Raw genomic sequence first — 14,190 nt, 5'->3', positions numbered from 1 at the left:
CTCTGAGGTATACCGCTCATCGGCGGATCCACCTGGGCGGGCCAGCCGAGCGGGTCCGTCACGATTCCGTGGACGGCAGGGTGTCCATGAAGGAGCTGACCGAGAAGACCGCTCGCCCGGGCCCGGCGGGGCCGTACCCGGGCGGGCTGGACAGGCCGTGGGCGTCCATGGTCGCCCGATAGGCCTCCAGCAGGCGGACGTGGTATTCGAGCGGCGCGCCCTGCGGGTTCGTCCGGCCCAGCGGTGTGGTGGGCTCCGGGCACCAGGTGGTGAACCGGGGCGTGATCCCCCGGGACATGAAGTAGTCAAGCCCCTCGGTGGTGGAGGCGATCGCCTCGTCGACGCTCGTGAAGCCGTGCGGGGCGGCCATCTCGACGCCCGCCACGAAGTTCGGGATCACGTTGCGCGGGCCGAAAACCTCGGCGGAGTCGAGGATGCGCCGGTGCCACTCCTCCCGGCCGACGTACCGCTCCTTGCCCGGGCAGTACAACTCGAACAGCCGCTTGTCCCACACCTCGTAGTTGGGGTGGTAGATGCGGATTCCGTAGTCGTGGAACCGCTGCACATCGGCTCGGGGCAGCGCCTGGGCCACGACCTTGCCGATCCACCGTCCGGGAAACCGTTCCTCGATCGCCTGCGCGTACTGGCCGTAGAAGTCGGCCTCGGCCAGCCCGTTGACCTGCGAGGTGATGCTGCCACCGGTCAGCGTGTACGCCTGCGACGCGCGGTCGACGTCGTGCCGGTTGATGATCTCCAGGGCCTCGAGGACCTCGTCGACGGGCTTGACCCCGGTGTAGGGCCGGCCGGCCTGCTTGTGCTGCCGCCAGTTGTGGTTGATGTCGCAGTACTGGCACTCCTCCTTGGCGCCGAAGTACTGGCAGACCCGGAACGCGGTGAGGTAGATGAGGTAACCCCACTGGATCGTCGGGGCGACCTCCATCACCGACTTGCCGTTGGCGAGCGTGTGGCGGTAATACGCCGGCATGGGGGGCAGCCCGACGTCGGCGATCGGCCGCCCGTCCAGGAACAGGCGCAGTCGACCGTCGCTGTCGGTGCCGACGCGGTACGGCGAGCTGGGGTTGGTGCGGACCGAAACGACGGTACGACGCAGCCCGTACGGACCCCCGGTGAGCACGATCTCCTCCGGTGGCCGGCGCAGCGCCGCCGTCCCCAACTCCGGCAGCGTCCGGTGATCGAAGGAGAAGATGAAGTACGACTTCGGCTTGACGTCGCCGTGCTCGTTGTCGGTCAGTGCCGCGTCGTCGAAGGCGAGCCCGCCCCGCAGCAGATCCTCCTTGAGGACCGCCTCCCGCGGCACGTGTGGAAAACGGCCCATCAACTCTTCGACGAGGTCGGTGCGCGACGTCATGCGGTTCCTCCCGAACGCGGTACGCCGAGCCGGGTGGCGGGTGCCACCCGGTGCCGGCTGATCAGCCCTGCTTGGTCTCCCAGAAGATCTTCGAGATCTCCTCGATCTTGCCGAGGAGCTGCTCGGCGACCGCCGGGTCCGCGGCGCCCTTCGCGCCGCCGGCACCTGCCAGCTTGGTCGCCTCGTTGAAAAGGCCGTGCAGCTGGGGGTACTTCTCGAAGTGCGGCTGCTTGAAGTAGTCGGTCCACAGGACCCAGAGGTGGTGCTTCACCAGCTCGGCCCGCTGCTCCTTGATGAGCAGCGCGCGGGTGCGAAACTCCGGGTCGTCGCTGGCCTGGTACTTCTCGGAGATCGCCTTGATCGACTCGGCCTCGATGCGGGCCTGCGCGGGGTCGTAGACGCCGCAGGGGAGGTCGCAGTGCGCGCTCGCGACGGTACGCGGGCGGAGAAGGCGGGACAGGAACATCGGAATCCCTTCGACGGTGGTCGTTCAGCTGACGTACGTCCGGGCGCGGCGGCCCCGACGTGATCATTTAGGGACGCTAGAACCTCAACCGCACTTCATGTCAAGGCCGAATCGATCGCGAGCCCTGTTTCCGGATGAGCGTCAGCAGGGCGGCGTGCGTCCGCTCGTCCGCTGCCGCGACGAGACCGTCCCCACCAGCGTGCAGCGGCTGGCCGTCGAGCCCGGTGACCACGCAGCCGGCCGCCTGGCAGAGCGCGATTCCGGCCGCGAAGTGGACGCTGTTGCGCAGGTCGTGGCGGTCCGTCACATAGGCGGCGCGGCGACCGGCGGCGACCCAGGCCACGGCGAGGCTGGTGGAGACCACCCGGGGCCGGAACTGTTCGAGGAAGCCCTCGTCGGCGAGCATGCGGGCGGCCAGGAAGACGTCCCGGTTGGGGAAGGGCGGGTCGAGGTTGAGGTCGACCAGCGTCGACTCGGCCGACGGGAACAGTCGCTCGTCCGTCCCCGCACTCCGGACGTACGCGGCGGTGCCGTCGGTCCAGAACACCTCATCAGCGAACGGGTCCGCCGAGGCCGCCACTGTGACGTCCGACCCGGTGCGCAGGGCGACGTTGACCGAGGTCAGCATGGTCCGCGCGGCAAAGTTCAACGTGCCGCACAGCGGGTCGACCAGCCAGGTGCGTCCGTTGTCGCCCGTACCCGTGCGCCCGCTCTCCTCGGCCACCACGGCGTCGTCCGGACGCGCCGTGCGTAGGACGTCGAGGATGGCCTGCTCGGCCTCGACATCGGCGGCGGTGGCGAAGTCGCCGCCGGTCTTCATGACGCGCGTCAGTGTGGAGCCGTACCGGGAGCGGACAACTGCGGCTCCAGCTTCCGCCGCCTCGACAACCAGCGCATGGTCTGTGATCGACATGCACGAACCATAGGAGCTGTGGGCGACGTCGATGAGGGCACGTACCGGGGCGTGGGCGCCGGGCGGGTCAGTCCGACAGTTCGATGATCGGTGGTTGACTGACAACCGCTGTCATGATCATGGGAGCGTCGCCGTCGCACTGGTTGACCGAGACCGCGATCCACCGACCCTCGGCCACCGTCGGCCCCCAGACCGCCAGGTCGCCGTAACAGTCCAGGTCGCAGAGCGACTGGAACAGCGCCGGCATGGGTTCACCGGCCTGATCCCGAAACAGCGGCACCCGCATGGAGACCTTGCAGTGCGCGCCCCACCTCTGGTCCAACTCCGCTACGACCAGGGCAAGGTTCGCCTCGGCGGCATCCTCGGCCTCGTTCCATTCGGGACCGTACACACCCGTCAGGGCTTCGCTCTCCCAGAGCGGGACGATCCGAAAGCCCTCGCCGCGGGTGCCCGTCCACTCACCGGTGACCGGGTCCCCCTCGCTGACCGGCACGCCGCCCGTGGGCAGGTCCGCGGCGAGCAACGACTCGATGTCGGACACCGTCCGACCGGTGTCGAACACCTCACCGGCCCGGCCGGTCATCGGTGGACCCGTCGTACCGCCGGCGGCCCATACCGCATCGTCCGCACCACCTGTCTCCGTCGGCTCCGGCCCTCGATCATCGCACCGGGAGTGAGCCAACGAGGGGGCGGGCGTCGGTCAGGAGACCGCCGTCTGCACCAGCTCGGTGATCTTCTTCTCCACGGCCGGGCTCCACTGCTGCAACGCGTACGCCACCGGCCAGAGGTCCCCGTCGTCGAGGTTGGCCGGGTCCTGGAAGCCCAGTGTCGAGTACCGGTAGTTGAACTTGCCGGAGTCCTGGAAGAAGACGATGATCTTGCCGTCCTCGTTCGCGTAGGCGGGCATCCCGTACCAGGTCTTCGGCGTAAGGCCCGGGGCGGCGGCGCTCACCGTCACGTGCACCCGCTCGGCGAGCGCGCGGTCCTCCGGCTCCATCTGCGCGATCCGGTCGAGGACCGCCTGCAGTCCGTCCGCCTTCTTGGCGCCCTTCTTGCCCTCGGCGCGCAGCTCGTTGGCGCGCTCCTTCATCGCGGCCCGCTCCTCGGGGCTGAAGCCGTCGGACACGGTAGTGGTCTTCGCGGACATTCTCGGGCTCCCTCTTGTCGTCCAGGTCGGCGTGCTGCCGTTCACCTGGGGAAAGGCTAGGCCGCTCGGACTCTCTCGGGCTTCTCGATTCCTGATCGGTTCGAAGCCGGACAGCAGGTGGCGGTCCTCGCGCCCGTGATTTGCTGGTCAGCGTGATCGGTGGCTAGGTTGTCGACCGGAGCAGAACGACCGGTCTAGGGAGTCCCGTCATGAACATCACCGCCGATCGGATGGCGGCGGCGTACTTCGACGCCTTCGAGGCGCTGTGCGGGGTGACTCCGAAGGGCGGGTACGCCGAGCGGGGCACCGCCCGCGCGGGGGTGACGCAGGCTGGTGTCGCGACGCTCAATGCGGCGTACGACAGGTCCACCGAGCCCGACCTCGGGTCGCTCGACGAGATGGCGATCCAAGTCGGCCGGCAGGCCGCACACTGGTCGATCATCGTGAGGGGCGAGGCGGACGACCAGGTCGCTGACCTCGCGGCCCGGCACGGCCTCCTCGAACGCGCCGAGCTGCCCCTGCTGGCCTGCGCGGCGGACGACCTCACCTTCCGCGCCGGCTCGGCGGAGCGCCCCTCGGTGCGTCAGGTCGGCGCCGCCGAGAACGACCTCTACACCGACGCCCTCACCCGGAGCTTCGAGGTTCCCGAGGGCCTCTTCGGATCGCTGATGGGTGGTGCGGTGCTCGACGCCGACCCCATCACCGGCTACCTGGCCGAGGAGTCCGGCCGGCCCGTCGGCACCGGGCTCGGGATGCGGACCTCGGGGGTGGTCGGCGTGTTCAACATCGCCGTCGTTCCGTCCGCCCGGGGTCGTGGCCTGGGCCGGGTGATCACCGAGACGGTTCTGCGGGACGGCATCGCGGCCGGCGCGGACGCCGCCTACCTGCACACCAGCGTGATGGGTCGGCCACTCTACGAGTCGATGGGCTTCACGCTCGTGGAGACCTGGACCATGTTCCACGCGCGGTGACGGACGATTTCGACCGGGCGGTGTCAGTGATGGGGGAGAAGGCCATGACCTTCAGTGAGAGCGTGCGCTCGGCGTTTCGCCGAGGCGAGACCGACGCCGTGGTGCGGATGAGCGAGGCCGAGATCGAGCGGGCCCAGGCGGCCGGTGACCTGGCTGGCGAGGTGGAGGCCCGGTACAGCCTCGCCCGGGTCGCCATTCGCGGCGGTGACCTGCCGGGGGGAGAGGCACGAGCCCGGGAGGCTCTCGCGGTGGCGTTGCGCTCCGGCGACCGGGCCCTGGAGGAACGACCGAGGCACGTGCTGGCCGGCGTGGCGAGGATGTCCGGTGACCTGCTCCGTGCTCGGGACCTGTACCGGGAGAGCATCGCGCTCAACGAGGCGCTCGGCCAACCCAAGACTGTCAACTCCGAATTCCACAACCTCGCGTTCTGCGAGTTGGGGCTGGGCAACCTGGACGTGGCCCGAACGCTGTTCGCCGAGAACCGCGAGCGGGTGTTCCACAACGGTTGGGCCGACTTCGTGCCGTACGTCTGCGTCGCCGGCGCCGCGCTCGCGACCGCCGAGGGGGACCACTCCCGCGCGGCCAGGATGATCGGTGTCGCCGATGCCGCGTTCGCGGCACTCGGCCAGGTGCCGGACCCGGACGACGCGGCGGACCTCGCCAGGATGCGCGCCGCCGCGACCGAGGCGCTGGGCCCGAGCGACTTCGACGAGCAGTACGCCGTGGGCCAGCACCTCGAACCGCGGACGGCGTTCGACGCCTAGGCCGCGTCGGGCGAGGTCGCGGCTCGGGCAGCGGTGATGATCCGTCCCCGCTCCGACTCTGGGAAGCGGTCAAGCATGGCGCGTACCTCGTCGGCGCTCACGTTGGCGCCGAACAACTCGCTGCCCGGTTCGAGTCGTACCCCCTCGGCCAACGGCCCGGCGACGACCGGATCGAAGCCGAGCGCGTCCACCAGGGCCGCGACCTCGGTGAGGTCGGCGTTGTTGTCGCCGGCGATCGCGATGGCCTTGCGGCCGGTCGCCCCCGCCGGCCGGGCCTCGTCCTCCAGGTCGTGATAGCCCATGTGGTTGAACGCCTTCACGACGCGTGAGCCGGACAGGAACGCCTGGACGGTCTCGCTCGACGAGGTACGCGGGTTGGTGAGGTCGTCGCGGATGCCGTCGATCTCCCACCAGTAGTTCATGGCATCGACGACCAGTTTGCCGCGCAACGCCTCGGCGGGAACGCTGCGGTACTTGCCCAGGGGCAGGGCGAGGATGACGACGTCGGCGTCGGCCGCCGCGTCGACCGCCGTGGTGGCCTCGGCCCCGGGGGCGAGGACCTCGACGGTGAGGGCGATCTTCGCCGGGTCGCCGGAGCCGGCCACCCGTACCCGGTAGCCGGCGGCGACGGCGAGACGGGCGAGCACCGTGCCCACCTTGCCGGCCCCGAGGATGCCGAGGGTCGCCGGCCGGCTCCGGTCGTTGTCGTTCATGTCGTCCTCTCGCTTGGAAGTGCTGATCAGGCCAGCAGTTCGCGGACCATGGGGATCACCTTCGAGCCGTAGAGTTCCACGGCGCGCATCCGGGCGCTGGCCGGTTGCGCTCCGGCCGAGTAGATGAGGTCGAACCGGCCGACGCCTAGGCTGCGGATCGCACGGGCCATCCGGCGGGCCACCGTTTCGGGTGAACCGATGTAGAGGGAGCCGTTCTCCACCTCGGAGTCGAACTCCTGACGGCGGATCGGGGGCCAACCCCGCAGTTTGCCGATCCGGTCTCGCATGATCCGGTAGTGCGGCCAGTAGATCTCCTTGGCCTGCTCGTCGGTGTCGGCGATGAAGCCCGGCGAGTGCATGCCGACCGGGTGCGCGGTCGTACCGAGCTGATCGGCCGCCCGGCGGTACAGGTCGATGTAGGGCGCGAAGCGCTCGGGGGCGCCGCCGATGATGGCGAGCATGAGTGGCAGCCCGTACTGGGCGGTGCGGACGACCGACTGCGGCGAGCCGCCCACACCGACCCAGGTGTCCAGGTGACCCGATTCGGTTTTCGGGAACACGTCGGCGTTCTCCAGCGGAGCGCGCAGGGTGCCGCTCCAGGTGACCGGCTTCTCGTCCAGCAACTTGACGAACAGTTCGATCTTCTCCTCGAACAGCGTGTCGTAGTCGCGCAGGTCGTAGCCGAAGAGCGGGAACGACTCCGTGAACGAGCCACGACCGAGGATGACCTCGGCGCGGCCGTTCGACAGCGCGTCCACTGTGGCGAAGCGCTGGAACACCCGTACCGGGTCGTCCGAACTCAGCACGGTCACGCCGGAGGCCAACCGGATCCGCGAGGTGCGGGTGGCGATTCCGGCCAGCACCGTCTCCGGCGTGGAGACCGAGTACTCCGGCCGGTGGTGCTCGCCCAGGGCGATGACGTCGACCCCGAGTTGGTCGGCGAGCACGGCCTCGTCGACGACCTGCCGGATCGCCGCCGCGTGGGAGACGAGCTTGCCGGCGTCGTCCTGCGGTACGTCGCCGAAGGTGTCCAGGCCGAACAGCAGATCAGACATGGTTGGGCTCCTTAGCCAGCAGCTCCCGGACCCGCGGCGCGACCTCACTGCCCAGCAGTTGGATGGTGCGCGCGCGTGCCTCGCGGGGCAGGTGCATGATGTCGTACTTCAGGTCGAAGCGGCTCAGTCGCAGGTCGCGAGCGACAGTGGCGATCTTCTGCGCCACCGTCTCGGGCGAACCGACGAAGAGCGCCCCGTGGTCGATCTCGGCCTCGTAGCGCGCACGGTCCGGCTTGTAGAAGCCGCGTTCGGCGGCCAGGGCCGCCACGACCGGCTGCCAGTATCGCCACCACGTCTCCACCGCCTCCTCGTCGGTGTCTGCGACAAGGCCGAGTGAGTGCTGCCCGATTGGCTGCAGGGTATGCCCGAATTGTTCGAGCGCCCTGGTGTAGAGGTCGACGTGGCCGGCGAAGCGCTGGGGGCGCCCGCCGATGATCGCGAGCATGAGCGGAAGTCCGTGCCGGGCGGCGCGGATGACCGAATTTGGGCTTCCTCCGACACCGATCCAGGTCGGGATGCCGCCCGGCTGCATCCGTGGGTGCAGCCGCTGCGCTGTCAGTGCGGTTCGTACCGTGCCGGACCAGGTGACCGGTTCGTCCTGCTGAAGCCGCAGGAAGAGGTCGAGCTTTTCCTCGAACAACCGCTCGTAGTCGGCCAGGTCGTAACCGAACAGCGGAAACGACTCGGTAGCGGAGGCGCGGCCGAGGACAATCTGGGCACGGCCGTTGGAGACGGCGTCGAGGGTGGAGAACTCGTGGTAGAGCCGTACCGGGTCGTTGGTGCTGAGCACGGTGACCGAGGTGCCGAGGCGAATTCGCTCGGTTGCCGTCGCGGCCGCGGCCAGCAGCACGGGTGTGGCCGAGTCGTTGTGGCCCTCGCGGTAGTGCTCACCGACGCTGAACACGTCGAGTCCGGTCGACTCGGCAAGCCGTGCCTCGTCCACGAGTAGCCGTACGGTCTCGGCGTCGCTCAGAACCCGGTCGCCGTCGGTGGCCACCTCCCCGAACGAGTTGAGCCCCAGCTCGAAGTCTGCAGCTGCCATCGTCTCCTCCTCGGTGCAATCCGCCGGCGACCCGCGGGAGCGGACCTACCGGTTGACGTGTCAATGATGCTAACTTGGCGATTGACACGTCAATTCCGGGAGAGTGAGATGACGGAGGCCACACCCGGCCGGCGGGGCGGACGCCAGCTCCCGACCGCCGACGAGCTGCGAATCTGGCGGGACTTCATCGAGACGACGGCAGCGCTCGGCTCCCGGCTCGAGTCCCGACTCCAGGGCGACTCCTCTCTCTCGACCGGGGACTACTCAGTGCTCCTCGCCCTCAGCGAGGCGGAGGGCCAGGCGATGCGCTCGTCCGCACTCGCCTCGCACATCGGGTGGGAGCGGAGCCGGCTCTCCCACCACCTCGGGCGGATGGAGCGGCGCGGCCTGATCCGCCGCCAGGAGTGCGCCACGGTTCCCCGCGGGGCGGAGGTGCTGCTCACGACGGCTGGCGCCGAGGCGTTCAGGGGAGCCACCTTTCCCCACCTGCGCGCCATCCGGGAGCTCTTCGTCGACGCCCTCACGCCGGAGCAGATCGTCGCGGCGGGCGAGATCGCCACGGCGCTGAAAGCGCGCCTCGACGATCTGCGCACGCAGTGACGCACCGGGACGCCGTCCCGGCAATATCGCATCCATAACGGCGAGTGCTCGGGTGATTGCCGAGAGCTATGTTCGGGTGTTCCAATCCTCCAGAAAGCCGCCACCCCGCCAGCCCGGCAGGGAATGGCGACGGCTGCGCCGTCCGGAGGTACGTCCATGAGCGAGACCGCCACCGCAGAGGCCCACCGCTTCAATCCCGGCAAGCCTCACCCTGGGCGCACGGAGTCGGTGCTGCCGGAGCTGCGGGAGATGTGGTGGGAGACGGGGTTCCGGGCGCGCGCGGAGGCCGGCGTCCTGGCCGTCTTCGCGGAGCTGCCCAGGCTCGTCTGGACAGCCGTCGGCATCAGCTGGCGCGCGGATCGGCTCCGTACCGGTGTGGTGACCGCGGCCACGGTCGGCGCGGGGGTGATGGCCGCCTTCGGCCTGTTGGCCACGCAGCGGGTGTTGGTGGAACTGTTCGCCGGCGGACCGACCGCGGACAAGGTGCGGGCGGCGCTGCCCGCGCTGGCAGTGCTGGCGGCAACGGTCGCGCTCCGCGCCGGGATGGGCATCGCCACCGGGTACGCGCAGAACGGGTTGACGCCTCGGGTGAGTCGTGAGGTGGAGCGGGGCCTGTTCGAGGTGTCCACAGCGGTCCGGTTGGAGGCGTTCGACGCCGACGCGTTCGCCGATGACATGGAACGCGCCTCGCGAGGCACCGAGTCGACTATCGGGCTGGTGCAGGCGTCGATGAACCTGCTCGCCGGGCTGGCCGGGCTGCTCGCCGTGGCGGCCGCCGTCATCGTCATCCATCCGCTGCTGCTGCTGGCGCTGCTGGTCGCGACGGTGCCCAACGCGTGGGCGTCGCTGCGGGCCGGGCATCTGCGCTACCAGACGTACACCGCCGGATCGGTGCGTCGACGTCGACTGTGGCTGCTGCACAAGTTGATGGCCGAACGTGCCTCGGCCCCGGAGTTGCGCACCTACGGGCTGCGCCGGTTCCTGCTCGACCAGTACGACCGGGTGATGCAGGTGGAGACCGACATCCAGCTCGCCCTCGCCCGGCGGGTCACCACGACCACCACTGTCGGAGCCGTCGTCGGCGGTCTCGCGACCGGCACCGTCTACGCCCTGCTCGGCTTGCTGCTCCTCGACGGGCAGATCCCGCTCGCCGCCGCGGCGACCTGCGTCATCGCGGTGCAGTCCGCGCAGCGGTCCCTGGCCATCGCCACCTTTCAGGTCGACCACGTCTACACCGAGGGGCAGCACTTCGGCGACTACACCGGGTTCATGACCCGCGCCGACGCCTACCTACCGACCAGCACCGGGCCCATTGCCGCGGCCGATCCTGAGCGGTTGCGGGAGTTGACCGTCAACGAGGTGAGCCTGCGCTACCCCGATCGGGACGACTCCGCCGTCGACGGCGTGACGTTGACGATCACCGCCGGGCAGACTGTCGCGTTCGTCGGGGAGAACGGCTCGGGCAAGACGACCCTCGCCGCGATGATCGCCGGTCTTCGCGCCCCCAGCGAGGGCAGTATCGAGTGGAACGGCCGCCCGTTGTCGGACTGGAACGTCGACGGGCTGCGCGCCCGGATCGCGGTGGTGACGCAGGAATACCACAAGTGGCCGTTCACCGCGGCCACGAACATCGCCATCGGCGACGTCGACAGCGAGGCCCGGCAGGATCGCATCGAGGCCGCCGCCGGCCGCGCCGTCGCCCACGACATGATCAACGAACTTCCGCACGGGTACGAGACGCTGCTCGACCGGACCTTCGCGCGAGGCCAGGACCTCTCCGGTGGGCAGTGGCAGCGCATCACGGCGGCTCGCGGGTTCCTGCGCGACGCCGAACTGCTGATCATGGATGAGCCGTCCTCCGCGCTCGACCCCCGCGCCGAGGACGCCCTGTTCCAGACCATCCGGGACCGGAAAGGTCGTGCCACCACGATCCTCATCACGCACCGGCTCGCCAACGTCCGGCACGCCGACCGGATCTTCGTCCTGCACCACGGCCGGCTCGTCGAGGCCGGCACACACGCCGACCTCGTCGCCACCGGCGGCCGGTACGCCGAACTGTTCGCCCTCCAGGCCGCCGGCTACGACGCGAACCTGGCCGAGGGCCACCGGCACACCTGAACCGTCCAGTCGGACCTTCTGCCGCTGGATCGCGGGAGGCTAGGCTTCGGCCCATGGCAGGGTGGCGGGGCCGGACGGCGGACGTGGCCCTGGTGCCCGCCGTGGGTCTGGTCGCCGTCACGGGCCTGGTGGTGCAGTCGCGTGGCATCGACACCGCCGCCGAATGGGCGGCGCTGCTGACGGTGCTGCTCTCCACCGGCGCGCTGTACGTCCGCCGCCGCCACCCGGTGCCGGTGGGCGTCGTGGCGCTGGTTGCCATCGGCGCGTACGGAGCGTTGCTGCACCGGCCCGGCCCGATCATGTTGGTGTTCGTCGTGGCGCTCTACACCGTCGTCGACGAGGGATATCTCGCGGTCGCCATCGGGCTCGGCCTCGCCTCGGTGATCGCCTTCGCCGTGGCGGACAGCTACAACCGGTCCCCGAACACCATGAACGGGGCGACGCTGCTGCACGCCGGTTGGCTCGTCGCGGTGATCGTCGGCGTGACCCGCAACCGCCGCGCCTACCTCGCCGAGGCGCAGGCCCGAGCGGTCGTCGCCGAGCAGCGGATGGAGGAGGAGGCCCGGCGACGGGCCACCGAGGAGCGGCTGCGCATTGCCCGGGAGTTGCACGACGTGCTCGGCCACCACCTGTCGTTGATCAACGTGCAGGCCAGCGCCGCGTTGCACCGACCCGACCCGGTCCGGTCCGAGCAGGCCCTCACCGCGATCAAACAGACCAGCAAGGAGACGTTGAGTGAGTTGCGCGCGACCCTGGGCGCACTGCGGCAGGCCCCGACGGTCGTGCCCGCACCCGGTCTGAACCGCCTCGGTGATCTGATCAGGACGGCCGCCGGGCCGGAGTTGAAGATCCGCACCGAGCTGGCCGAGACACGGTCGCTACCGCCGGAGGTCGATCTGGCGGTGTATCGGATCGTCCAGGAGGCGCTCACCAACGTGGCGCGTCACGCGCGTGCCACCACCGCTGTGGTCCGGGTCCGGCCCGATCACGACGACGTGCTCGTGGAGGTCGAGGACGACGGCACCGGCCAGCCGGATTCGCCGGGCAGCGGAATCCTCGGAATGCGGGAGCGGGCACGGGCACTCGGCGGTTCGTTGACCACTGGCGCGCAGCCGGACGGGGGCTTCCGGGTCAGCGCCCGTCTGCCGATGCGACCCGACCCGGCGCCGGTGGGGGAGCAGATGTGATCCGGCTGCTTCTCGTCGACGACCAGACCCTCGTACGCGCCGGCTTCCGGTCCATTCTCGACGGTGAGGACGGTCTCGAGGTGGTCGGCGAGGCTGCCGATGGATTCGAGGCGGTGCGACTGGCCCGGCAACTGCGACCCGATGTCGTCCTCATGGACATCCGGATGCCCGGGCTCGACGGCCTGGCCGCCACTGGTGAGATCGTCGCGAACTCCGATGCTCGCGTCATCATTCTGACCACGTTCGACCTGGACGATTACGTCTACGGCGCGCTGCGGGCCGGTGCCAGCGGCTTCCTGGTCAAGGACACCGAGCCAGCGGAGTTGATCCACGGAGTGCGGGTGGTGGCCCGGGGTGACGCGCTGATCGCGCCGTCGATCACCCGGCGGTTGATCGCCGAGTTCGCGGCCCGGGCCAAGCATCCCGACCCCGGGCCGCGACTGAGCGTGCTCACTGAGCGGGAGCGTGAAGTGCTGACGCTGGTCGCCGCCGGCCTCTCCAACGACGAGATCGCGGCGCGGTTGGTGCTGAGCCCGGCGACCGCCAAGACACATGTCAGCCGGATCATGACCAAGGCCCATGCCCGGGACCGAGCCCAGTTGGTGATCCTCGCCTACGAGTCCGGTCTGACCGTGCCTGGTTGGCTCGCTCGCTCCTGAGCACCACCATCGGCTGGTCGGCCGAAACGATCATGGGCGGTACGAGATCGGCCAGGCGATTTCACGCCGGAACCGGTCACTGTCAGCCCGCCAGGCGGCCGGTGCGGCGCGCGCGAAGCAGGGCCAGCCCGCCGAGCACCACGCCGGCCAGTCCGACAATCAGCGCCACGTAGGCCCCGCCTCGCCCGTTGCCCGTGCCGATGCCACTGTCGGAGGTGGCCACCACCAGCCCACCCAGCGCCATGCCGATCAGCCCCGCCGCCAGGGCCAGGACGGCTCCGAGGCTTCCCGAGCCGGTACCGAGCCGACTGGCGGGGCGCGCCAGGGCCAGTCCTCCGATGATGGTGCCGAACAGCCCCAGCAGGACGGCCGCACTGGCACCGAAACGCCCTGAACTCATGGAGAGAGCAGTGGCAGCGGTCGGCTGGGCCGAGACGTGCGCGGCTGCCGGTGCGGCTAGCTCGATCCCTGCGAGCGGGGCGGCTACGGCGGCGGCGAGCAGGTGACGGACAGACATTGTGGATCCCCTCGGTCGCGTGACGGGTACGAGTGGCAGCCTAGGAAGCAAACCGCTGGTGAGTCGTCATGCCGGAGTTGCCGATGGGCCTACCACCCGGGATGTACGCGCGCGGGACGTCGTACCGCCGCAGTTGTCTTCCGACCTGGCAGCGCCTCATGGCGTCGGGGAGCCGCCACCCGGTCTGGGCTCCAGCACCACCACTGTGGTCTCCGACGATCGCCGCGCGGCGTGGGCGTCGAAGTTCTTGTCGGCCTCGCGCCAGCGGGGCCACAGCCGCGACCGCTCGTCGTCGGTGGCGGCCCGGCCGCGGACCAGCCGCCGCCCGTCGGCCAGATCGACCGACGCGTCCGGGTGCGCCTGGAGGTTGAGCCACCAGGCGGGGGCGCCCTCACCCCAGCCGTTCATCGCCACGCCAACCAGGTTTGGACCATCCTCGAAGTACGCGATGATGACGCTGCGCTGCTCACCGGTGCGGCGACCGGTCGTGGTCAGCAGCAGCGTGCCCCACCGGTGCTCGCGGGGTCGCCACAGCCCGACCCGGCTGCCGGTGACCCGGTACAGGCCCCGATGCACCGACCAGGCCAGCCGGATGAACCACGCGGCGGAAGCCACGGTGCCTTCGCTCCCTGACCGTCCGACATGGCGAACCTCCCGTAGCGACGAGTG

General features: G+C 70.0%; 16 protein-coding genes. 6 read left to right on the top strand and 10 right to left on the bottom strand.

Translation table 11 applies throughout. The features are described from left to right. Nucleotides 1-58: 58 nt before the first annotated feature. The 5 genes from MED15_RS26200 to MED15_RS26180 all read right to left on the bottom strand — a co-directional run bounded on the left by MED15_RS26200 (nt 59) and on the right by MED15_RS26180 (nt 3,895). Nucleotides 59-1,369, bottom strand: a complete 1,311-nt coding sequence (locus MED15_RS26200) for a radical SAM protein (protein WP_112698250.1) — start codon at nt 1,367-1,369, stop codon at nt 59-61. 61 nt (nt 1,370-1,430) lie between these two features. Beyond that, nucleotides 1,431-1,835, bottom strand: a complete 405-nt coding sequence (sodN, locus tag MED15_RS26195; RefSeq protein ID WP_091401080.1) for a superoxide dismutase, Ni — start codon at nt 1,833-1,835, stop codon at nt 1,431-1,433. Between the two features lie 100 nt (nt 1,836-1,935). Beyond that, the gene (locus MED15_RS26190; RefSeq protein WP_112737187.1) at nt 1,936-2,748 is read right to left on the bottom strand and encodes an inositol monophosphatase family protein; all 813 of its coding nucleotides are present in this window, start codon (nt 2,746-2,748) and stop codon (nt 1,936-1,938) included. Between the two features lie 67 nt (nt 2,749-2,815). Then, nucleotides 2,816-3,331 carry a hypothetical protein gene (locus tag MED15_RS26185; protein WP_112737185.1) on the bottom strand — a complete coding sequence of 172 codons (516 nt, stop codon included), beginning with the start codon at nt 3,329-3,331 and terminating at the stop codon, nt 2,816-2,818. A gap of 117 nt (nt 3,332-3,448) precedes the next feature. Next, a complete protein-coding gene (locus MED15_RS26180) occupies nt 3,449-3,895 on the bottom strand; it encodes an iron chaperone (protein WP_112725880.1) in 447 nt (148 codons plus the stop codon). A 209-nt stretch (nt 3,896-4,104) separates the two neighbouring features. Between MED15_RS26180 and MED15_RS26175 the strand changes: the two genes are divergently transcribed. Together MED15_RS26175 and MED15_RS26170 are read left to right on the top strand one after the other, a co-directional pair. Next, nucleotides 4,105-4,866 carry a GNAT family N-acetyltransferase gene (locus MED15_RS26175; protein ID WP_112585296.1) on the top strand — a complete coding sequence of 254 codons (762 nt, stop codon included), beginning with the start codon at nt 4,105-4,107 and terminating at the stop codon, nt 4,864-4,866. A gap of 44 nt (nt 4,867-4,910) precedes the next feature. Further along, entirely contained in the window at nt 4,911-5,630 is a 720-nt protein-coding gene (locus MED15_RS26170) for a tetratricopeptide repeat protein (protein ID WP_112601721.1), read from the top strand. Here MED15_RS26170 and MED15_RS26165 read toward each other — a convergent pair. Genes MED15_RS26165 through MED15_RS26155 form a run of 3 tightly spaced genes read right to left on the bottom strand, consistent with a single transcriptional unit; the run spans nt 5,627 to nt 8,440 of the window. Beyond that, on the bottom strand, nt 5,627-6,343 hold the full coding sequence (locus MED15_RS26165) for an NADPH-dependent F420 reductase (RefSeq protein ID WP_112585298.1): 717 nt from the start codon (nt 6,341-6,343) through the stop codon (nt 5,627-5,629). The genes MED15_RS26170 and MED15_RS26165 overlap by 4 nt on opposite strands. A 26-nt stretch (nt 6,344-6,369) precedes the next feature. After that, complete coding sequence (locus MED15_RS26160) at nt 6,370-7,398, bottom strand: LLM class flavin-dependent oxidoreductase (protein ID WP_091401095.1); 1,029 nt, start codon at nt 7,396-7,398, stop codon at nt 6,370-6,372. Then, complete coding sequence (locus MED15_RS26155; protein ID WP_112585300.1) at nt 7,391-8,440, bottom strand: LLM class flavin-dependent oxidoreductase; 1,050 nt, start codon at nt 8,438-8,440, stop codon at nt 7,391-7,393. Before MED15_RS26155 ends, MED15_RS26160 begins: the two co-directional genes overlap by 8 nt. Before the next feature lie 108 nt (nt 8,441-8,548). On the opposite strand from MED15_RS26155, the gene MED15_RS26150 reads away from it, so the two are divergent. The 4 genes from MED15_RS26150 (at nt 8,549) to MED15_RS26135 (ending at nt 13,004) form a co-directional block, all read left to right on the top strand. Continuing rightward, nucleotides 8,549-9,040 (top strand): MarR family winged helix-turn-helix transcriptional regulator, encoded by a 492-nt coding sequence (locus MED15_RS26150; RefSeq protein ID WP_112585302.1) that lies wholly within the window; start codon nt 8,549-8,551, stop codon nt 9,038-9,040. A 249-nt stretch (nt 9,041-9,289) separates the two neighbouring features. After that, the gene (locus MED15_RS26145) at nt 9,290-11,158 is read left to right on the top strand and encodes an ABC transporter ATP-binding protein (RefSeq protein WP_112737225.1); all 1,869 of its coding nucleotides are present in this window, start codon (nt 9,290-9,292) and stop codon (nt 11,156-11,158) included. 53 nt (nt 11,159-11,211) lie between these two features. Beyond that, a complete protein-coding gene (locus tag MED15_RS26140) occupies nt 11,212-12,345 on the top strand; it encodes a sensor histidine kinase (RefSeq protein WP_112585304.1) in 1,134 nt (377 codons plus the stop codon). Next, nucleotides 12,342-13,004, top strand: a complete 663-nt coding sequence (locus MED15_RS26135) for a response regulator (RefSeq protein WP_112585306.1) — start codon at nt 12,342-12,344, stop codon at nt 13,002-13,004. Before MED15_RS26140 ends, MED15_RS26135 begins: the two co-directional genes overlap by 4 nt. A gap of 82 nt (nt 13,005-13,086) precedes the next feature. Here the strand turns inward: MED15_RS26135 and MED15_RS26130 are convergent, their stop codons facing one another. Continuing rightward, complete coding sequence (locus MED15_RS26130) at nt 13,087-13,521, bottom strand: DUF6223 family protein (RefSeq protein WP_112585308.1); 435 nt, start codon at nt 13,519-13,521, stop codon at nt 13,087-13,089. A gap of 156 nt (nt 13,522-13,677) precedes the next feature. Further along, nucleotides 13,678-14,136: a nitroreductase/quinone reductase family protein gene (locus MED15_RS26125; RefSeq protein WP_244220589.1), complete on the bottom strand. Its 459-nt coding sequence runs from the start codon at nt 14,134-14,136 to the stop codon at nt 13,678-13,680. Between the last annotated feature and the right edge of the window lie 54 nt (nt 14,137-14,190).

Source organism: Micromonospora noduli, from assembly GCF_003264475.1.
Classification (GTDB): Bacteria; Actinomycetota; Actinomycetes; order Mycobacteriales; family Micromonosporaceae; genus Micromonospora; species Micromonospora noduli.
Note: the sequence above shows the minus strand (reverse complement) of the source record. Positions and strands in the feature narration are given on the sequence as shown.